19 protein-coding genes are annotated in these 20,158 nt (G+C 68.5%); 12 read left to right on the plus strand and 7 right to left on the minus strand.

The features are described from left to right. Window positions 1-36: 36 nt before the first annotated feature. The 4 genes from frr to purU all read left to right on the plus strand — a co-directional run bounded on the left by frr (window position 37) and on the right by purU (window position 3,668). Window positions 37-597 carry a ribosome recycling factor gene (gene frr, locus EVU97_RS09135; protein ID WP_047311995.1) on the plus strand — a complete coding sequence of 187 codons (561 nt, stop codon included), beginning with the start codon at window positions 37-39 and terminating at the stop codon, window positions 595-597. A 25-nt stretch (window positions 598-622) separates the two neighbouring features. Further along, window positions 623-1,501, plus strand: a complete 879-nt coding sequence (locus EVU97_RS09140; RefSeq protein ID WP_047311996.1) for a phosphatidate cytidylyltransferase — start codon at window positions 623-625, stop codon at window positions 1,499-1,501. Between the two features lie 21 nt (window positions 1,502-1,522). Beyond that, window positions 1,523-2,686 (plus strand): 23S rRNA (adenine(2503)-C(2))-methyltransferase RlmN, encoded by a 1,164-nt coding sequence (gene rlmN, locus EVU97_RS09145; RefSeq protein ID WP_129665236.1) that lies wholly within the window; start codon window positions 1,523-1,525, stop codon window positions 2,684-2,686. Between the two features lie 118 nt (window positions 2,687-2,804). Next, the gene (purU, locus tag EVU97_RS09150; RefSeq protein WP_129665238.1) at window positions 2,805-3,668 is read left to right on the plus strand and encodes a formyltetrahydrofolate deformylase; all 864 of its coding nucleotides are present in this window, start codon (window positions 2,805-2,807) and stop codon (window positions 3,666-3,668) included. 12 nt (window positions 3,669-3,680) lie between these two features. On the opposite strand, the gene EVU97_RS09155 is transcribed toward purU, so the two are convergent. Continuing rightward, entirely contained in the window at window positions 3,681-4,778 is a 1,098-nt protein-coding gene (locus EVU97_RS09155; protein WP_047311999.1) for an LOG family protein, read from the minus strand. Window positions 4,779-4,847: 69 nt separating this feature from the next. Between EVU97_RS09155 and EVU97_RS09160 the strand changes: the two genes are divergently transcribed. Then, on the plus strand, window positions 4,848-6,758 hold the full coding sequence (locus EVU97_RS09160; protein WP_129665240.1) for a propionyl-CoA synthetase: 1,911 nt from the start codon (window positions 4,848-4,850) through the stop codon (window positions 6,756-6,758). Window positions 6,759-6,763: 5 nt separating this feature from the next. Here the strand turns inward: EVU97_RS09160 and EVU97_RS09165 are convergent, their stop codons facing one another. Then, entirely contained in the window at window positions 6,764-8,005 is a 1,242-nt protein-coding gene (locus tag EVU97_RS09165; RefSeq protein WP_047312000.1) for a trans-acting enoyl reductase family protein, read from the minus strand. 112 nt (window positions 8,006-8,117) lie between these two features. On the opposite strand from EVU97_RS09165, the gene EVU97_RS09170 reads away from it, so the two are divergent. Continuing rightward, window positions 8,118-9,497 (plus strand): L-serine ammonia-lyase, encoded by a 1,380-nt coding sequence (locus tag EVU97_RS09170; RefSeq protein ID WP_129665242.1) that lies wholly within the window; start codon window positions 8,118-8,120, stop codon window positions 9,495-9,497. A gap of 229 nt (window positions 9,498-9,726) precedes the next feature. Here EVU97_RS09170 and EVU97_RS09175 read toward each other — a convergent pair whose 3' ends face one another. After that, entirely contained in the window at window positions 9,727-10,050 is a 324-nt protein-coding gene (locus EVU97_RS09175; protein ID WP_129665472.1) for a transcriptional regulator, read from the minus strand. Between the two features lie 5 nt (window positions 10,051-10,055). Then, window positions 10,056-10,538, minus strand: coding sequence for a hypothetical protein (locus EVU97_RS09180; RefSeq protein ID WP_129665244.1), 483 nt, complete (start codon window positions 10,536-10,538; stop codon window positions 10,056-10,058). A gap of 116 nt (window positions 10,539-10,654) precedes the next feature. Between EVU97_RS09180 and dxr the strand changes: the two genes are divergently transcribed. Both dxr and EVU97_RS09190 read left to right on the plus strand, forming a co-directional pair. Next, window positions 10,655-11,851, plus strand: coding sequence for a 1-deoxy-D-xylulose-5-phosphate reductoisomerase (gene dxr / locus EVU97_RS09185; RefSeq protein WP_129665474.1), 1,197 nt, complete (start codon window positions 10,655-10,657; stop codon window positions 11,849-11,851). Then, the gene (locus EVU97_RS09190) at window positions 11,851-13,173 is read left to right on the plus strand and encodes an RIP metalloprotease (RefSeq protein WP_129665246.1); all 1,323 of its coding nucleotides are present in this window, start codon (window positions 11,851-11,853) and stop codon (window positions 13,171-13,173) included. The genes dxr and EVU97_RS09190 overlap by 1 nt, the downstream gene beginning before the upstream one ends. A 14-nt stretch (window positions 13,174-13,187) precedes the next feature. On the opposite strand, the gene EVU97_RS09195 is transcribed toward EVU97_RS09190, so the two are convergent. Then, window positions 13,188-13,928: a pirin family protein gene (locus EVU97_RS09195; RefSeq protein ID WP_129665248.1), complete on the minus strand. Its 741-nt coding sequence runs from the start codon at window positions 13,926-13,928 to the stop codon at window positions 13,188-13,190. 103 nt (window positions 13,929-14,031) lie between these two features. Between EVU97_RS09195 and ispG the strand changes: the two genes are divergently transcribed. Genes ispG through EVU97_RS09210 form a run of 3 tightly spaced genes read left to right on the plus strand, consistent with a single transcriptional unit; the run spans window position 14,032 to window position 16,457 of the window. Then, window positions 14,032-15,183 carry a flavodoxin-dependent (E)-4-hydroxy-3-methylbut-2-enyl-diphosphate synthase gene (ispG, locus tag EVU97_RS09200; RefSeq protein WP_047312006.1) on the plus strand — a complete coding sequence of 384 codons (1,152 nt, stop codon included), beginning with the start codon at window positions 14,032-14,034 and terminating at the stop codon, window positions 15,181-15,183. 8 nt (window positions 15,184-15,191) lie between these two features. After that, window positions 15,192-16,031: a GNAT family N-acetyltransferase gene (locus EVU97_RS09205; protein WP_129665250.1), complete on the plus strand. Its 840-nt coding sequence runs from the start codon at window positions 15,192-15,194 to the stop codon at window positions 16,029-16,031. A gap of 9 nt (window positions 16,032-16,040) precedes the next feature. Then, window positions 16,041-16,457: a DoxX family protein gene (locus tag EVU97_RS09210; RefSeq protein ID WP_129665252.1), complete on the plus strand. Its 417-nt coding sequence runs from the start codon at window positions 16,041-16,043 to the stop codon at window positions 16,455-16,457. Between the two features lie 27 nt (window positions 16,458-16,484). On the opposite strand, the gene folP is transcribed toward EVU97_RS09210, so the two are convergent. Both folP and EVU97_RS09220 read right to left on the minus strand, forming a co-directional pair. Further along, on the minus strand, window positions 16,485-17,441 hold the full coding sequence (gene folP / locus EVU97_RS09215) for a dihydropteroate synthase (RefSeq protein WP_240730181.1): 957 nt from the start codon (window positions 17,439-17,441) through the stop codon (window positions 16,485-16,487). 100 nt (window positions 17,442-17,541) lie between these two features. After that, complete coding sequence (locus tag EVU97_RS09220) at window positions 17,542-18,264, minus strand: TIGR00266 family protein (protein ID WP_047312010.1); 723 nt, start codon at window positions 18,262-18,264, stop codon at window positions 17,542-17,544. Window positions 18,265-18,379: 115 nt separating this feature from the next. On the opposite strand from EVU97_RS09220, the gene EVU97_RS09225 reads away from it, so the two are divergent. Continuing rightward, on the plus strand, window positions 18,380-20,140 hold the full coding sequence (locus EVU97_RS09225) for a proline--tRNA ligase (RefSeq protein WP_129665254.1): 1,761 nt from the start codon (window positions 18,380-18,382) through the stop codon (window positions 20,138-20,140). The last annotated feature ends 18 nt before the right edge of the window (window positions 20,141-20,158 follow it).

The following is a 20,158-nucleotide window of genomic DNA, read 5'->3' on the forward strand; positions in this document are numbered from 1 at the left end:
GTGCGATCGAGAGAAACGACGAACGGAAGCGAAGCCATGGACATTGACGAGATCCTCCTCGAGGCCGAGGAGAAGATGGACAAGGCGATCGACGCCGCCAAGGAGGACTTCGCGTCCATCCGTACCGGCCGTGCGAACGCCGCCATGTTCAACCGACTGACGGTCGACTACTACGGCGCTCCGACGCCGCTGCAGCAGCTCGCGTCGTTCCAGACGCCCGAGGCGCGCACGATCCTCATCATTCCGTTCGACAAGTCGGCCATCTCCGAGATCGAGAAGACGCTGCGCGACTCCGACCTCGGCGTGAACCCGAGCAACGACGGCAACCAGATCCGCTGCATCCTGCCCGCCCTCACCGAGGAGCGCCGCAAGGACTACATCAAGATGGCCAAGGACAAGGCCGAGAACGGCCGCGTCAGCGTCCGCAACGTGCGCCGCAAGGCGAACCAGGACATCGACAAGCTGGTCAAGGACAAGGAGATCGGCGAGGACGAGGGCGCACGCGCCGAGAAGGACCTCGACGCTCTGACGAAGAAGCGTGTCGACACGATCGACGCGCTCCTCAAGGGCAAGGAATCCGAGCTTCTCGAGGTCTGACCTCGAGTTCGTCCTCGAAAGCCCGATGCCTGCATCAGCAACACCACCGACCCCGCCGCCACCCGGCGCGGGGTCGGTTGCTGCGCCCGCATCGGCTCCGAGGAAGAACAAGGCCGGCCGTGACCTGCGGGCCGCAGTGCTGGCTGCGCTCGTTCTCGGCGGGCTCGTGCTCGTGTCGCTGTTCGTCCGCAAGGAGCTGTTCGTCGTCCTCGCGACGACGGCGTCGGTGATCGGCACGCACGAGCTGCTACGGGTCATGCCGTCGGGCCACTTCCGCCCCTCCTGGGCGCCGACGCTCGTCGCGGCGGCCGTCATTCCCGTGGCGGCCTACGTCATGGGTCCGTCGGCCATGCTGGCCGCGCTCGTCGGCAGCGTGCTCGTGTTCATCCTGTGGGGGGCGCTCGCCAACAAGGACGCCGCCGACACGGCGGCGGCCGCGTTCATCGCCCTCTACGTTCCGGCACTCGTGTCGTTCGCGATGATGCTCCTCCATGCTCCGGACGGCGTGAGCCGCATCATCGTTTTCATCCTCGTGACGATCAGCAGCGACATCGGCGGGTACGCCGCCGGCGTCATGTTCGGCAAGCACCCGATGGCACCTACCGTCAGCCCGAAGAAGTCCTGGGAGGGCTTCGCCGGGTCGTGGGCGAGCTGCGTCGTCGTGGGCGTGCTCTCGGTGACGCTCGTGCTCCACGCTCCCTTCTGGGTGGGCATCCTGCTCGGCTCGGCTGTCGTCGTGGCCGCGACGGCCGGCGACCTGTGCGAGTCGATGATCAAGCGCGACCTCGGCATCAAGGACATGAGCAACCTCATCCCCGGCCACGGCGGCCTCATGGACCGCCTCGACTCGCTCGTGCTCGCCGCGCCCGTGACGTGGGCCGTCCTCACCGCGTTCGCCGCGTGATCCCCGCGAAGGAGACCTTCGATGACCACTGACCTTCCCACCCCCACAACCCGGCCGGCGCCGGGGCAGCTGACGTTCACTGCTCCGCGGCGCGGCAAGCCGCCGCAGCACCTCGCGGACTTCGACCTCGCCGGTCGTCAGGCTTTCGCGAAGGAGCTCGGGCTTCCGGCCTTCCGCGCCAAGCAGGTCTCGACGCACTACTTCGAGCGGTTCGTCGCCGACCCGGCCGAGATGACGGATCTGCCGAAGGCCGGCCGCGAGGAGATCGTCTCGGGTCTCATGCCGCCGCTGCTCACGAGTGTCAAGACGCTCGTCGCCGACGGCGGCAACACGCTCAAGCAGGTTCACCGCCTCCACGACGGTGCGCTCGTCGAGAGCGTCATCATGCGTTACCCGGGCCGCGTCACCATGTGCATCTCGAGCCAGGCCGGCTGCGGCATGAACTGCCCCTTCTGCGCCACGGGCCAGGAGGGCCTCACCCGCAACCTCTCGACGGCCGAGATCGTCGAGCAGGTCGTCGCCGGTGCCCGACTCCTTCGTTCCGGCGAACTGCCCGGCCTCGAGGAGGAGGACCGCGAGCACCCGCTGCGCGTGAGCAACGTCGTGTTCATGGGCATGGGGGAGGCGCTCGCCAACTACCGCCGCGCCATCGACGCCATCAAGCGCCTCACGGCCCCGGCCCCCGAGGGCCTCGGCATGTCGGCGCGCGGCATCACGATGTCGACCGTCGGGCTGGCGCCGGCCATCGACAAGCTCGCCGCGGAAGGCATCCCGGTGACGTTGGCGCTCTCGCTCCATGCGCCCGACGACGAACTGCGCAACGAACTCGTGCCGATCAACACGCGCTGGAGCGTCGACGAGGCGCTGGATGCGGCCTACCGCTACTTCAAGACCACCGGCCGGCGCGTCAGCATCGAGTACGCCCTCATCAAGGACATCAACGACCAGGGCTGGCGCGCTGACCTGCTCGCCAAGAAGCTCAACGCGCGCGGCAAGGGCTGGGTGCACGTCAACCCGATTCCGCTCAACCCGACGCCGGGGTCGAAGTGGACGGCGTCGCGCAAGGGCGTCGAGCAGAACTTCGTCGAGCGCCTGCGCGCCGGGGGCATCCCGACGACGGTGCGTGACACGCGCGGTTCCGACATCGACGGCGCGTGCGGTCAGCTGGCCGCGATCACGGCCTGAGTCACGCGGATCATCCCGCGAGCCGCGCTGAGGAAGGCTCGCGAGACGCCTTCCCGGCCATAGCCGGGCCGAGGTTACGCGGACCCGCAACCTCGTCAGATCGATCGAAGAAGACCCCATGAGCGAAGCCGGACGCGAGTTCGTCCTCACCGTCAGCTGCCCCGACCGCACCGGCATCACGCATGCCGTCTCCGGGGTGGCGCTTGAGAACGACCTGTCGATCGCCGACAGCCAGCAGTTCGCCGACCCGACGTCGGGGGAGTTCCACCTGCGTATGCACCTCACGCGCCAGGGGGAGCCCACGGATGTCGAGACGGTGCGGGAGTCGTTCGCGCGCGTCGTCGAGGAGTTCGACATGACGCTCGGTTTGCACGACGCCAGCGAACGTCAGCGGGTCGTGCTCATGGTGAGCAGGCAGGGGCACTGCCTCAACGACCTGTTGTTCCGTGTCTCCACGGGACAGCTGCCCATCGACGTCGTCGCCATCGTGAGCAACCACGAGGACTTCCGGGGCGTCGCCGAGTGGTACGGGCTGCCGTTCCACCACGTGCCGGTGACGAAGGAGACCAAGCCGCAGGCCGAGGCGGAGCTCCTGCGCATCATCGAGGAGACGAAGGCCGACACGGTCGTGCTCGCGCGGTACATGCAGGTGCTCTCGGAGGACCTGTGCGCGCGTCTGTCAGGGCGAGTCATCAACATCCACCACTCGCTCCTGCCGAGCTTCAAGGGCGCCAAGCCGTACACGCAGGCGCACGAGCGCGGCGTCAAGGTGATCGGTGCGACGGCGCACTACGTGACGGCAGACCTCGACGAGGGGCCGATCATCGAGCAGGACTTCCGCCGCGTCGACCACCGCATGCCGCCCGCCCAGCTGTCGACCGCGGGTCAGGAACTCGAGGCGATGGCGCTCGCGCGTGCTCTCATGTGGCACGTCGAACACCGCGTGGTGCTGCGCGGGCGCCGCACCGTCGTCTTCGCCTGATCGCTCGTCACGTCAGGCCCGCGCGAGCACGATGTCGAGCGCCTCACCCGGCGTCTCGACGAGGTGCAGGTGTTCGGCGAATCGCTTGCCTTCGCTCAGCGCTGTGAGCGCCGGCCACACCGGAACCATTTCGGTCCACTGCCGCTGCCCGACCAGGACGAGGTCGGGCAGCGGCGCGTCGTCGGGGGCGTAGTAGAGCGGCGTGACGCTCTGGAAGATCTCCTGCACCGTGCCGGCTGCGCCCTCGAGGACGACGACCGCGTCGTTCGAACCCGCGAGGAGGTCGTCCTCGCGCAGCGCGTTCGAGAAGTACTTGGCGATGGCATCACCGAACACGTTGGGAGGCTCGTGGCCGTAGAACCACGTCGGGATGCCGACGCTGCGCAGGTCGTCGCCCGAGCCGAGCAGCTCCTTCGCGCGGAATCCTGCGCTCGCCCACGCGCCGATGTCCGGGCGGAACGAGGGCACCTGCGCCACGACATCGAGGGCCTCGTCGAGTCGCCCCGTGCGATCCGCGGCGCCGAGGTTGGCCGCCTCCATCGCGCCCGGCCCGCCGCCGGTCAGAACGACGAGGCCTGCGTCCGCGAGACGCCGCGCAAGGTGCGCGATCTCCAGGAAGGCAGCCTCGTCACGTGACATCGCGTGCCCACCCATGATGCCGACCGTGCGCCGACCGTCGAGGGCCTCCTGGAGCGCGTCGCGCATCGAGTCGTCGTGGAGCGCTCGTAGCGCCGTCGCGTAGGCGTCGTGACGGGCCGCGCAGTCACCGAACCACGCGTAGGCGCGGGCGTCGGGAGTCGCCTCGTACCCGGACGGCTCCAGGCCGTCGTACAGCTCGGTGGGGGAGTAGAGCGCGTGACGATAGGCGTCCACCGGCGCGCCGGGGTCCGCCGGAAAGATGATGGCGCCCCGGCGCGTGAGATCCATGGCGAGATCGCCCGGTACCTGACCGCCCAGCACGACGAGGCCGTCGAAGCGGTCCGCCGCCTCGCGCAGGCGGGTGCCCGCCGAACCGCTCAGGTCGACGTTCTGCAGTCGGAAGCCGTCGAGGCTGACGGAACCGTCGAGGGCCTCGTCGAGCTCGGCCGCCGAATGGATTTCGCGAAGCATGCGCCAACCTTGGCACAAACGTCGGGATGAACTCACGCGTAACCCGTTGGCGGCGGGCAGGATGTGTTCATGGCCGACAACGATGTGACCTACGCCGAGACGTACCAGCGCAGCATCGACGACCCCGAGGGTTTCTGGCTCGAGGCTGCCCGGGGCGTCGACTGGATCTCGCCGCCGAAGCAGGCGCTCGATTCGAGCAGCGCCCCGCTCTACCGCTGGTTTCCCGGGGCCCGGCTCAACACCTGTTACAACGCGCTCGACCGTCACGTCATCGCAGGCAATGCCGACGAGCTCGCGCTCATCCACGACAGCGCCGTCACCGGCGACATGCGCACCTTCACGTACGCGCAGCTCCTCGATGAGGTGGCCCGTGCGGCCGGTGTGCTCCAGGCCCTCGGCGTGGAGAAGGGCGACCGCGTCGTCATCTACATGCCGATGATCCCCGAGGCGGTCATCTCGATGCTCGCGTGCGCCCGCGTCGGCGCCGTGCACTCCGTGGTGTTCGGTGGCTTCGCGGCATCCGAGCTCGCTGCCCGCATCGACGACGCGCAGCCGAAGGTCGTCCTGTCGGCCAGCTGCGGCGTCGAGCGCACACGCATCGTCGAGTACAAGCCGATGCTGGACGCCGCCCTCGAGAAGGCGACGCACGAGGTGTCCCATTGCGTCATCGTCCAGCGCCCGCAGTACGAGGCCGAGATGGGCGAGCGCGACTTCGACTGGGAGAAGGTCATGGCGCCGGGCGCGGTGCAGCCCGCCGGGTGCGTCGCCGTCGAGGCCACCGATCCGCTCTACGTGCTCTACACCTCCGGAACCACCGGTCGCCCCAAGGGCATCGTGCGCGACAACGGCGGTCACGCCGTGGCGCTCACGTGGTCGATGGCGAACATCTACGGCATGCGCACCGGCGACGTCTGGTTCACGGCAAGCGACGTCGGCTGGGTCGTGGGGCACTCCTACATCGTCTACGCGCCGCTCTTCGCGGGCCTCGCCACAGTGCTCTACGAGGGCAAGCCGGTGGGCACGCCCGACGCCGGAGCTTTCTGGCGCGTCATCGAGCAACACAAGGTGGCGGGCCTGTTCACCGCCCCCACCGCCATTCGGGCCATCAAGAAGGAAGACCCGAACGCGGAGCTCCTTGCCGAACGAGACATCTCGACGCTTCGGACGCTGTTCCTCGCGGGCGAACGCCTCGACCCCGACACCTACACGTGGGCGCACGAGAAGCTCGGCGTTCCCGTCGTCGACAACTGGTGGCAGACCGAGACCGGCTGGCCGATCGTGGCGAACCCCACGGGCATCGAGACCTTCGAGGCCAAGCCGGGCTCGGCGACCAAGCCGATCCCCGGCTACGACGTCCAGGTACTCGCCCCCGACGGTACGGTGCTCGAACCGAACACCGAGGGCGCCGTCTGCATCAAGCTGCCGCTGCCGCCCGGCACCCTGCCCACGCTGTGGCAGGACGACGAGCGCTACGTCAGCTCCTACCTCGCCGCCTTCGACGGCTACTACCTCACCGGTGACGGCGGGTACATCGACGAGGACGGGTACGTGTGGATCATGGGCCGCACCGACGACGTGCTCAACGTCGCGGGCCACCGGCTCTCGACGGGCTCACTGGAGGCGGCGCTCGCAGGCCACCCCGCGGTGGCCGAGTGCGCCGTCATCGGTGTGGCCGATCCGCTCAAGGGGCAGGTGCCGCGCGCTCTCGTCGTGTTGAAGTCGGGACGGGAGTTCAGTGACGCCGAGATCGATGCCCTCGCGGACGAACTGCGCACACGGGTGCGTGACGAGGTGGGCGCGCTCGCTTCGCTGAGTGCGGTCGATGTCGTCCAGGCGCTGCCCAAGACTCGCTCGGGCAAGATCCTGCGCAAGACGATGCGTCAGATGGCCGACGGCGAGACGCCGCAGGTGCCGCGCACGATCGAGGACGCGGGCGTGCTGGACGCCCTGTCCGGAGTGCTCGGCACCCGCGGTGACTGAGGGCGTCAGGAAAGCTTCGTCGCCTCGAGCGTGAAGTCACGCGCGCGCAGGCGCTCGACGTACGGCATGCCGAGTGCGACCGCAGGAGTCAACACGCCGCCGTCGGCGCCGGTCGGCAGCTGCGGCAGGTCGCCTTCGGCCAGCGTGAGCGCGGCCTCGGCGAGCATGACGACGGTGGCGTTGTACCCCGGGTCGCCCTGGGCCGCCACGACGCCGCGGTAGCGTGCGCCCGTCGTCGTGGTGGTGCGCAGGTCCATGCGGAAGAAGCCGTTGACGCGAGACTTCTCGTCCGGCCCACTGCCCGGCTTGGGCACGAGGCGTTCCACGATCGGGCGAGCCTTCTGGCTGCCCAGCGCCGCGAAACCGCCCGCCAGGGCACCCGCGATGGCGTAGGCGCGCAGGCGTCCCTTGAGGCCGGCTCCGGCCTTCATCACCTCGCGGTAGTGGAACGTCTTGCCGTATCCGTGGCCGAACAGGGCGTTGCTGCGGCGCACGATGCGCGTGTTGTACGAGGCCATGACGAACGGCGCAGTCCAGGCCTCGAGGTCCTCCGAGTAACCGACCTTGAGCGAGTCCTTGTACTCGCCCTCGGGCTCGGCGGCGCGATCGGGGGAGAGGGAGAACTTGTCGCCCGCGATCTTGCGGCGTTCGGGCTGCGAGGCCATGTCGTCGGCCTGCTGAATGGCCGAGGCGACGGTGCCGCCGCTCATCCCGCCCTTCATCGAGGCGTAGACCGTGGTGTCCCCGAGGTCGCCGTCGTCGGCGTCACGAACGGTCTGTGCGGTGAGGAAGGCCGCCAGGTCGGACGGCACCGAGTCGTAACCACACGAATTAACGATGCGGGCGCCCGAAGCCCGGGCCGCCTCGTCGTAGTGGTCGATGCAGTCGCGGGCGAAGAGCACCTCACCGGTGAGGTCGACGTAGTGCGTGCCCGCGGTGGCGCAGGCGCCGACGAGGGGCAAGCCGTAACGCGCGTACGGGCCGACGGTGGAGATGACGACACGGGTGCTCTCGGCGAGAGCTCGCAGCGACGCCTCGTCGTTCGAATCGGCCTCGACGATGCCCCATCCCGCGGCGTTCGCGCCAAGATTCTGACGAACCGTCTCAACTTTGGAGCGGGTGCGCCCGGCGAGGGCGATTCGGGTGCCGGCGGGTGCGTGGGCGGCCAGGTCTGCGGCTACGAGCTCCCCGACGAATCCTGTTGCGCCGAAGAGAATTACGTCGAATTCACGATCTGTTGAGGTCATGTCGTCGAGCCTACCGGCTCGCCTGCGGCGAGGCCGATTGCCTCGTGATTCGTCTCAACTGGGAATCCGCCCGAGATGTGTGCCAATCTGTCCGCATGATGGATGGTGACGCATGGCACTGAGCGCATTCGAGCTCTATTCGATCGGAATCGGGCCCTCCTCCTCACACACCGTCGGCCCGATGAGGGCAGCCGCACGCTTCCTCGACGTCCTGCGAAGCGAAGGCCACTTCGACGACGCGGCCCGAGTGCAGGTCGAACTCTGCGGCTCGCTCGGGCAGACGGGCCACGGCCACGGTTCCGACAAGGCCGTCGTCCTCGGACTCATGGGGGAGGACCCGGAGACGGTCGACACCGACATTGCGGACGACCGCTTCCGTGAGGTCAAGGAGTCGCACCGCATCATGTTGGGCGGCACGCGCGAGCTTCCGCTCGACGACGAAGACCTCGTGCTGCACCGTCGCAAGACGTTGCCCGGCCACCCCAACGGCATGATCGCCCGCGCCCTCGACGACGCCGGCAACACTCTCGTCGAGCGCGTCTACTACTCCGTCGGTGGCGGCTTCGTCGTCGACGAGGACGCCCTCGGCGCCGACCGCGTCGTCCAGGACACGACGCAGGTCGAGTTCCCCTTCTCCACCGGCAAGGAACTGCTCGCCGTGTGTGAGCGCACGGGTCTGTCGATCAGCGACGTCATGCTGCGCAACGAACTCGCGTGGCGCTCCGCCGACGAGGTGCGCGCCGGCATGCTGCACCTGTGGTCCGTCATGGACCAGTGCATCGAGAACGGCTTCTCCACCGAGGGCACGCTGCCCGGCGGCCTCAAGGTCCCGCGCCGCGCCCCCGCGATCCGTCGCGCCCTCAACGCCCAGGTCGGCCCCGGCGACCACGTCGACCCGCTCGACATCATGGACTGGGTCAACCTGTTCGCCATGGCCGTCAACGAGGAGAACGCCGCCGGCGGCCGCGTCGTCACCGCACCGACGAACGGCGCCGCGGGCGTCATCCCCGCGGTGCTGAAGTACTACACGACCTTCGTGCGTGGCGCTGACGACGACGGCATCGTGCGCTTCATGCTCACCGCCGCCGCCATCGGCATCCTCTTCAAGGAGAACGCCTCCATCTCCGGCGCCGAGGTCGGCTGCCAGGGCGAGGTCGGCTCCGCCTGCGCCATGGCCTCCGGAGGGCTCTGCGAAGTTCTCGGCGGAAACCCGGAACAGGTCGAGAACGCCGCCGAAATCGGCATCGAACACAACCTCGGCCTCACGTGCGACCCCGTTGGCGGCCTCGTGCAGATCCCCTGCATCGAGCGCAACGCCATCGCAGCGGTCAAAGCCATCAACGCCGCGCGCCTGTCCAAGCGCGGCGACGGCAAACACACCGTCAGCCTCGACCAGGCCATGAAGACGATGCGCGAAACCGGCCGCGACATGAGCATCAAGTACAAGGAGACGGCCCGCGGCGGGCTCGCGGTGAACGTCATCGAGTGCTGAGTCCTCCCTTGCGCCGTCTTCCGGCCAGGCCCTAGGGGGCCTGTCTCGGTGCGACGGCGCTTCGGGCGTCTTCGCGACTGAGTGAGCGACCTTCCGCCTCGCAAGCTCGGCGGTCGGTTCGCTCACTCAGTCGCTCGACGGGTCCGCTTCCAGCGTGGTGCTGTTTCCGAAGAGTGTTGCGGCTTCCGTTCTTCGGCTGGCTTTTTTGCCGTGGTCATCTTGTTCGCGGTCAGGGCGTTGATGATGTCGCGGATGTGCTTGTCGAGGCTTGGGCTGCCAGCTGCTCCAAGGCCGCGAGGTGGCCGTTCAGGGCCTGGTGGCCCGCCTTCGTGAGCGTCACCCACGTCGTCGGCCGCTTGCCCTTCGCACCCTCGCGGCGCAGCGAAACGTAGCCCGCCTCCAAGAGCGTCTTCAGGTGCTTGCTCAACACGCTGTCCGCCACGTCCAGATCCTCGCGCAGACCCTGGAACCCCGCGCTGGCGACCGGCGCCAACATGACGCAGATGCGCAACCGGATCGGCGCGTGAATCACCTCGTCGAACGCCGGCGTCACAGCGCTCAACGCGACGCCGCCTGCACGCCGCCCGAACGGATCCCGTCACGCAGAGCCTCGTCGACTCGTCGTCCCATGACGACCGTGGCAACGAACGCGACCGCCGCTGCGACGACGTTCACGCCGTAACTCCAGTCGAACGCGCCGCGCAAAACGGCTACAGCCATGCACTCGACGAGGACGACGACGTAGCCGATCCACCAGTGTCGCGCCGAGCCGCGTGCCTGGGCGGGACCGACCCACACGTTCGTTCGATCGCGGTAGGTCCGCACCAGAGCTCCCATGGTCGCTGCGGCGAGAAGGCACACCACGAGCATGACCGCCACGCCGGTGGGCGACGTGCCGAGACCCACGGCGAGGCACACGGCGGCAACGGCAAGGCCCAGCGTGGGGTGGTACCAGCGCGGCGTGACGAGACGATCGGCCGTGCGCTCACGCGTCAGCTGCACGTCCCGAAGGGCTTCCTGAGCTTCCATGTGATTTTCCATGGTGGAAAGTTTACCCCTGACTTTCCGATATGGAAAGTGTGAGCCTCGAAATCGGTGGTGCGCGGACGGCAGGCGTCAGCATCGTCGGTGGGGGATTGTCGGAGCCGTCCGTCACAATGGACGACGTGACAACGCAGCGCACCGTCTCCCTCCTCGGTTCCACCGGCTCGATCGGCACTCAGGCGTGCCAGATCGTCCGGGCCAACCCCGAGCGCTTCCGCATCGTCGCGCTCAGCGCGGGCGGACGCGACCTCGAGCTCGTCGCACAGCAGGCCGTCGAGTTCGACGTCGAACTCGTCGGCATCGCAGCGGGTGACCGGGCGAAGCTCGAGAGCCTCATCGCCGATGCCGCCCAGGCGACGGGCAAGCGCGCGGTCAGCCGTGTCGTCGTCGGCGACGACGCCTCCGTCCGCACGGCCGGTGTCGGAGCCGACGTCGTCCTCAACGGCATCACCGGTTCCATCGGCCTGCGCCCCACCGTCGCCGCGCTCGAAGCGGGCAGCACGTTGGCGCTCGCGAACAAGGAGTCGCTCATCGTTGGCGGCCCGATCGTCAAGAAGCTCGAGAAGCCCGGACAGATCGTTCCGGTCGACTCCGAGCACTCGGCCATCGCACAGTCGCTCACCTCCGGCGCCGCGCACGAGGTGCGCAAGCTCGTCGTCACCGCCAGCGGCGGCCCCTTCCGCGGCATGACGCGCGAGCAACTCGGCGACGTCACGCCCGAGCAGGCGCTCAAACACCCCAACTTCGCCATGGGCAGGGTCATCACGACCAACTCGGCCACCCTCGTCAACAAGGGCCTCGAGGTCATCGAGGCGCAGCTGCTCTTCGACATCCCCATCGAGCGGGTCGAGACGGTCGTGCACGCCCAGCAGTACATCCACTCGATGGTCGAGTTCCACGACGGCGCGGTTGTCGCTCAACTCGGTCTGCCGACGATGCTCGTGCCCATCGCCATGGGGCTCGACTGGCCGCACCGCATCCCTGACGTCGAAACGCCGATCGACTGGACCAAGGCCATGAACTGGACCTTCGAACCCCTCGACGACGAGGCGTTCCCCGCCGTGCGCCTCGCTCGTGAGGTCGGCGCCGCCGGGGCCACCTATCCGGCGGTCTACAACGCCGCGAACGAGGAGTGCGTCGAGGCCTTCCACGATCGGCGCATCGGGTTCCTCGACATCGTCGACACCGTGGAGAAGGTCGTCGGGCAACACACAGCAACGAGTGGTGAACTCGACGTCGACGGCGTCCTCGCCGCCGAGACGTGGGCACGAGCCGCAGCCCACGATGCAATCGACAAGGTGGCCCGCTGATGTTGTTCCTCGCCGGTGTGCTCTTCATGGTTGTGGGCGTCGCGCTCTCGATCGCCCTGCACGAATGCGGGCACATGCTGCCCGCGAAGAAGTTCGGCGTGCGCGTGCCGCAGTACATGATCGGCTTCGGCCCGACCATCTGGTCGCGCCACGGAAAGGAGACCGAGTACGGCATCAAGGGCATTCCGCTCGGTGGCTACGTGCGCATGATCGGCATGTATCCACCGAAGGCGGGCGATCCCGAAGGCACCGTGCGGGCTTCGTCGACCGGCCGCTTCACCCAACTCGCCGACGAGGTGCGTGAGCAGTCGTACGAGGAGATGCGCCCCGGCGACGAGAACCGGGTGTTCTACAAGCTCAAGACATGGCAGAAGGTCACGGTCATGTTCGGCGGGCCGTTCATGAACCTCGTCATCGCCGCCGTCGTGCTCGTCGTCATGGTCTCCGGCGTCGGCATGCCCAAGCTCGCCGGAACCAAGGTCACCTCGCTCACCACGTGTCTGACGAAGGTCGCCGACGGCGCGGAGTGCCCCGCCGGTCAGGAAGCACCGGCCGCCTCGAGCGGCATCAAGCTCGGGGACGAGATCGTCTCCGTCGCCGGTCAGAAGGTCTCGAGCAATCGCGACGCCACGCGCGTCATTCGGGAAAATGGCGACAAGCCCATTCCGTTCGTCGTGGAGCGTGACGGCAAGAACGTCACGCTCACCGTCACCCCGAAGACGACGAAGGTCGTCAAGCTCGACGGAAAGGGCGACCCCGTCACCGACGCCACCGGCAAGGACGTCATGGTCGACGCCGGATTCGTCGGGCTGTCGATCGGGCAGGTCACCCTTCAGCGCGACAACCCGGCGGCCGCCGTGCCGATGCTCGGCGAGAGCCTCAAGCAGACCGCCGGCGTCGTGCTCAACATTCCCTCCAAGATGCAGGGCGTTGCCAAGGCGGCGTTCGGTGACGAGGCGCGCGACCCGAACGGGCCGATCTCCGTCGTCGGTGTCACGCGCATCGCCGGTGATGTGGCGGAGTCGAAGCAGGTGGAGCTCGGGCAAAAGGTGCTCTTGCTGCTCAATCTCCTGGCCTCGCTCAACCTGGCGCTCTTCGTCTTCAACCTCATCCCGCTCATGCCCCTCGACGGTGGCCACATCGCGGGTGCCCTGTGGGAGGCGATCAAGCGCCCCATCGCCCGTGCTCGTGGGATCACCGGGCCGGTCTACGCCGACGTGACCAAGGCTCTGCCCATCGCGTACGCCGTCTCGATCCTGCTCATCGGCATGTCGGTGCTGCTCATCTACGCCGACGTCGTCAAGCCGATCACGTTCAACTGATCGGGACGTACCGCTCAGAAGTTGGCGTGCATCCGCCAGACGAGCACCTCGGTGACGTCGTCGCTCGCCGAACGCGCCGTGAGGGCGCCGGTCCACGAGCCGCGCACGGCATCACCCTCGCCCGCCTCGATCGAGGTGTCGACGTCGTCGGCCCTCACCTCGAGTGCGCCTCGCGTGACGTAGAGGTGCGTGTGCGGCGCGGCAGCAAACGAGACCTCGCGACCCGGTAGAACTCTGGCGATGTCGAGGGCCACCCAGTGGTTGGCGATGCCGAGTCCCGGCTCCTCGCCCTCACGCCCGGACAGCGCGGTCACGGCACGGCCCTCCTGCGCGGCCTCGTCGAGCGCGTCACTCAGGTGGCGCTGCGCGTAGGCAGGGCGAAGGCGCGGGGTGTCCGGCGGCACCCACATCTGAACGACGCGCGCGGGGTCTGAGTCACTCGGGTTGAGTTCGGAGTGCAGGATGCCGGTGCCCGCGCTCATGCGCTGCATCGTGCCTGCGGTGAGGTGCGCGGTGTGCCCGGCGGTGTCGGTGTGGCGTACCTCGCCCTCGACGACCCACGTGACGATCTCCATCTCGCTGTGGCGGTGCGGGTCGACGCCACCGCCCGGATCAATGATGTCGTCGTTGTGCACGAGGAGTGCGCCGTGCGCGTACCTGGCGAGGTCGAAGTTGCCCGCGAACGGGAAGGAGAAGCGCCCGAGCATCCCGTCGACGCGCTGCTCCGAGCGCTCACGCACCGGGTACAGACGCATCAGAGGCTGAGGGGTCGTCACGTTCGGGCCAACGTCCGCCGGGCAGAGGCGATTCCCAGCCGGCGGGGAGCGGGCATCCTGTCGGCAGGCTTAGGATTGGCGCATGCCGGTTTCTCTTGGGATGCCCTCGGCCCCCGCACCTGTCCTCGCGCCCCGCCGCAAGACCCGCAAGATCAAGGTCGGCAAGGTCGACGTCGGTGGTGACGCACCCATCTCCGTGCAGTCGATGACGACCACGCCGACGACGGACATCAACGCCACGCTCCAGCAGATCGCCGAGCTCACGGCGTCTGGTTGCGACATCGTGCGCGTGGCCTGCCCGAGCCAGGACGACGCGGAGGCGCTGCCCGCCATCGCGCGCAAGGCGCAGATCCCCGTCATCGCCGACATTCACTTCCAGCCCAAGTACGTCTACGCCGCCATCGAGGCGGGCTGTGCAGGCGTGCGCGTCAACCCGGGCAACATCCGCAAGTTCGACGACCAGGTCAAGCAGATCGCCAAGGAGGCGAAGGACGCGGGTGTCTCCATCCGCATCGGCGTCAACGCCGGTTCGCTCGACAAGCGTCTGCTCGAGAAGTACGGCAAGCCGACCGCTGAGGCGCTCGTCGAGTCGGCCGTCTGGGAGGCGAGCCTCTTCGAGGAGCACGACTTCCACGACTTCAAGATCTCCGTCAAGCACAACGACCCGGTCGTCATGGTGCGCGCCTACGAGATGCTCGCCGAGCGCGGCGACTGGCCGCTCCACCTCGGCGTCACGGAGGCCGGCCCCGCCTTCCAGGGCACGATCAAGTCCGCCACGGCGTTCGGCGCCCTGCTCTCGCGCGGCATCGGCGACACGATCCGCGTCAGCCTGTCGGCGCCGCCGGTCGAAGAGGTCAAGGTCGGCAACCAGATCCTGCAGTCGCTCAACCTCAAGCCACGCAAGCTCGAGATCGTGAGCTGCCCCAGCTGTGGCCGTGCGCAGGTCGACGTCTACACGCTCGCCGAGCAGGTGACGAAGGGCCTCGAAGGCATGGAGGTGCCGCTGCGCGTCGCCGTCATGGGCTGCGTCGTCAACGGTCCGGGCGAGGCCCGTGAGGCCGACCTCGGCGTCGCCTCCGGTAACGGCAAGGGCCAGATCTTCGTCAAGGGTGAGGTCATCAAGACGGTGCCCGAGTCGCAGATCGTCGAAACCCTCATCGAAGAGGCCATGCGCATCGCCGAGGAGATGGGCGAGGACGCCGAGGGCGGCGCGCCCTCGGTCTCCGTCAGCTGACGCCCCGCATGCTGCGCACCTCCGGCGTTCGGACGCTCAGTGCGGCCGACGTCGACGACGCCCGTGCGCTGTGCGACCTCGACCGCGTCCACAACGTCTTCGTCGCCGCACGTCTCGACGAAGGCCTGCTCGGCGCCGGGGGAGTGGCCTTCGGTCTCGGCGGCTCGCCGTTGCGCTCGATGGTGTGGGCTTCGGCCAACGTCGTGCCGGTGAACCTCGCGTCCGAGGACGTCGCCCGGTACGCGAGTCGCCTTCGGCGCGGCAAGCGGCGCTTTGCCTCGCTCTTCGGTCCGGCCGACCAGACGCTTGCCCTGTGGAACCACCTGCGTGGCTCCTTCGGTGAGCCCATGTCCTACCGGCCCGAGCAACCTCTCATGTTGGCGTCGCGCTCGGCGCGAGAGAAGACCGGGGTCACTCCCGACCGGCGCGTCCGCCCGGCACGGCGTGACGACCTCGACGCTCTCGTTCCCGCTGCCGCTGCGATGTTCACCGAGGAGATCGGGTACCGCCCGTACGTCGGCAGCGACGCGGTGTACCGCGCCGGCATCGCACGTCTCGTCGAGCAGGAGCGCACCTACGTCGTCACCGAAGGTGAGGAGATCGTGTTCAAGGCGGACGTAGGCTCGCTCGCGTCGGGCGTGGCGCAGATCCAGGGCGTCTGGGTGGCGCCGAGCCATCGAGGGCGCGGTCTCGCCGCACCGTGCATGGCCGCCGTCGCCGACCTCGTCGAGCAGGCTCATGCGGATACCGTGAGTCTCTACGTCAACGACTACAACCTCCCGGCGCTGCGTGCCTACCTCACGGCGGGCTTCGAGCGCGTGGGCACTTTCGCCACCGTCATCCTCTAGGAGATCGTCATGGACTTGCGAGCGAACATCACTCACCTCACGCCGGTGGCGCGGGGCCTTGTCGGCGCGTACGTCGTCTCCGGCGTCATCCACCTCGTCAAGCCTCAGGTGTTCGAGGGCATAGTGCCGAAGCAACTGCCGCGACGTCGTGAGCTCGTCTATGTGAGTGGTGTCGCCGAACTGGCCTGTGCAGCAGGGATGCTCACGCCGCGCACCCGTGAGGTTGCAGGCGCCGCGTCGGCTGCTCTGCTCGTGGCTGTGTTCCCCGCCAACGTCGAGATGGCGCGTCAGGCGCACTCGCGCATCACGCGCCGTGGCAGCACGCCGCAGCGTGAGGTGCAGCGCGCCCTGAGCGTGGCACGTCTTCCGCTGCAGTGGCCGCTCATCCGCTCGAGCGTCGCGATTGCTCGGGGCGGCCGCGGCTAGAGAGAGCCGCTCCTAGGGCTGCGTCGTTCAGCCCCGCGGGTGACGCAGCAGCGTTGCCTCCACGCCGTCGGGCGCTTCACCACGGACGGCGCGGGCAGGCGGTCGATCGCCGCGGATCGAGGCCACCATGTCCAGCACCCTTCGCGTCGCGCGCACGTCGTGAGCACGAAAGACAGTCACACCGAGCCACGCCGCGACGGCGGTGGCCCCGAGCGACCCCTCGAGCCGCTCGTCGGCCGGCAGGTCGAGGCTCTCCCCGACGAAGTCCTTGCGTGAGATGGCCTGCATGACCGGCAGGCCGAGCGCGACGACGTCGGCGCTGTGGCGTAGCACCGTGAGGGAGTGGCGGGTCGTCTTGCCGAAGTCGAGCGTCGGGTCGAGCAGGATGCGTTCGTCCGGCACACCCGCAGCGCGCACTCGGTCCGCCTCCACGGCGAGGGCTTGCACGACGTCGTCCACAACGTCGAGCTCGTCGTCGCCGTAGGTGATGGCGACGGGGTCCGTGCGCGGGGGCAGCCCGCCCGTGTGACTGCACACGATGCCTGCCCCGATTCGGGCCGCGACGGTGGCGAGCTCACCGTCGTGCCCGGCCCAGGTGTCGTTGACGAGGTCGATCTCCGCGTCGGCGCAGGCGAGGACGACCTCGGAGCGCCACGTGTCGAGCGACAGCACCACGTCGGGATGACGCCGCCGGGCCTCGAGGAGGAAGGGCAGAACCCGGTCCGTCTCCTCCTCCGCACTCACCCACGCACCCTCGCCGCCTGCCCGTACTCCGCCGACGTCGATGATGTCCGCGCCCTCGGAGACCGCCGTGTCGAGCGCGGTCAGGGCGTCGTCGAGATCCGAGTGTCGGTTGCCCGCGTAGAAGGAGTCGGGGGTGCGGTTGACGATCGCCATGACGGCCGGCTGTCGCGCGTCGAAGCGTCGACCCCGCAGGACGAGGGGAGCCGGGGACGCGAGTCGGTCGTGCGGATTGTTGGGCACGTGGCGACTCTACTGGGGCGACGCGGGCGAGCGTGCTGTTCGCACGGAGGGCGCGGACCCCTAGAAGGGTGCGCGCCCTCGTCGTGCGTCGAGTGCGCCGTCAGTTGAAGGCGTTGAAGACGCCCCCGAGGCCGCCGGACTGGTTGCCGCTCGGGGCGATGCTGGACGCCCACGCGGCGAACGCCGACGGGTTACGCGACTGCAGGTAGACGCGGCCGGGGCCGACGAAGTCGAACACCAGACCCTCACCGGACTTCATCGACTGGATCGACTTGCCCTCGACGGCGCGGCGGGTGCGGAACTGCATGTTGAGGTCGTACGCGACGACGTGGCCCGTGTCGATGACGACCTGCTCGCCGGGCTGCAGGTCAACGATGTCGATGGCACCGTAGACGGACAGGAGGACGAGACCCTCGCCGCTGGCCTGCAGACCGAAGCCGCCCTCACCACCGAAGAGGTTGCCCATGCCGCCGAACTTCGAGGAGATCTCCGTGCCGTAGCTGTTCGCCATCCAGTTGCCGCGAGCCACGAAGAACGGGCGGTCGGGGCGCATCTCGATCGGCAGGATGTCGCCGGGCAAGACGCCGGCAACGTCGACCCAACCCCCGTTCTGGGGCGCCGTGTAGGTGGTGGTGAAGAATGACTCACCGGCGAGCACGGAGCGCTTCAGGCCCTGCATGACGCCGCCCGCTGCCTTGCTCGAGATCTGCACGCCGGGGGAGTGCGCCATCATCGCGCCGGACTCGACCTGGACGGGCTCTCCGGGCGCGAGGAACATGCGGGCCACGGCGAACGAAGGGTTGTGGCGGAGGTTGATCTGCATACCGCCATCATGGCAGCGGAGGCGGTGAGTTTCGGGGGTTCTGGCCGACTATCATTGGCCGGTATGACGATTGCCCCGTAGGTGGGCTCGTCACCCGAGATCGAGGAGAGCCAACGTGGCACAGCGCATGTCCAACCTGTTCCTGCGAACGCTTCGCGAGAACCCTTCGGACGCCGAGCTGCCGGGTCACCAGTTGCTCGTGCGCGCGGGCTATGTGCGTCGCGCCGCCCCCGGCATCTACACCTGGCTGCCGCTGGGCCTCAAGGTGCTGCGCAAGGTGGAGGCTATCGTCCGCGAGGAGATGGAGGCCATCGGTGGTCAGGAACTGAGCTTCCCCGCCCTCCTGCCGCGTGAGCCCTACGAGGCCACGGGTCGTTGGGAGGAGTACGGCCCGAACCTGTTCCGCCTCGCCGATCGCAAGGGCGTCGACATGCTGCTCGGCCCCACGCACGAGGAGATGTTCACGGTCACTGTGAAGGACATGTTCTCGAGCTACAAGGAACTGCCCACGATCCTGTTCCAGATCCAGACGAAGTACCGCGACGAGGCGCGTCCCCGCGCCGGTCTGCTGCGCGGACGCGAGTTCATCATGAAGGACTCCTACTCGTTCGACCACACGCCCGAGGGCCTCGAGGAGAACTACCTCAAGCACCGCGGTGCGTACGTCAAGATCTTCGACCGCCTCGGCTTCGAGTACGTCGCCGTCCACGCCGACTCCGGCGCCATGGGCGGCAGCGCCTCGGAGGAGTTCCTCGCCGTCAGCCCGCACGGTGAGGACACCTTCGTGCGCAGCCCCGGGGGATTCGCCGCCAACGTCGAGGCCGTCGTCGTGCCGCAGGCCGAGCCCATCGAGGTGACCGCCGGCGCCGCGCATGTCGAGGACACACCTGACACCCCGACGATCGACACGCTCGTCGCGGCCCTCAACGCGAACCATCCGCGCACGGACGGCCGTGAGTGGGCCGCCGCCGACACGCTCAAGAACGTCCTCGTCATGCTCGTCCACCCCGACGGCACGCGTGAACCCCTGGCCATCGGTGTGCCCGGTGACCGCGAGGTCGACGCCAAGCGTCTCGAGGCGCAGGTGTCGCCGGCCGACGTCGAGGCCTTCGAGGAGAAGGACTTCGCCACCTTCCCGATGCTGGCCAAGGGCTACATCGGCCCGGGCGTCCTGGGGGAGTCGAACAGCAGCGGTATCCGCTACCTGCTCGACCCGAGCATCGCCGAGGGTTCGGCGTGGGTGACCGGCGCGGACGAAGCCGGCAAGCACGTCATCGACCTCGTGCACGGCCGTGACTTCACCGCTGACGGCACGATCCAGGCCGCGCAGATCAAGGAAGGCGACCCGGCGCCCGACGGTTCCGGGCCGCTCACGCTCGCACGCGGTATCGAGATGGGGCACATCTTCCAGCTCGGCACGAAGTACGCCGAGGCCCTCGGTCTCAAGGTGCTCGACGAGAACGGCAAGCTCGTCACGGTGACGATGGGCTCCTACGGCATCGGCGTCTCGCGCGCGGTGGCCGCCATCGCCGAGAGCAACCTCGACGAGCTCGGCCTCATCTGGCCGCGCCACATCGCACCGTTCGACGTGCACGTCGTCGCCACGGGCAAGGACGCCTCCGTCTACGAGCAGGCCGAGAAGGTCGTCGCCGACCTCGAGGCACAGGGTCTCGACGTGCTCTACGACGACCGCCCGAAGGTGAGCCCCGGCGTGAAGTTCAAGGACGCCGAGCTCATCGGCGTGCCGACGATCGTCGTGCTCGGCCGCGGCCTGGCCGACGGCGTCGTCGAGGTGAAGGACCGCCGCAGCGGCGACAAGCGTGACGTCCCCCTTGCAGAGCTGACGCAGGCCGTCGTCACGGACGTCCGCGGCTGATCCGCGCTCTCCTTCTCG

The organism is Dermacoccus sp. 147Ba, from assembly GCF_004151355.1.
In the GTDB taxonomy this organism is placed as follows: domain Bacteria; phylum Actinomycetota; class Actinomycetes; order Actinomycetales; family Dermatophilaceae; genus Dermacoccus; species Dermacoccus abyssi.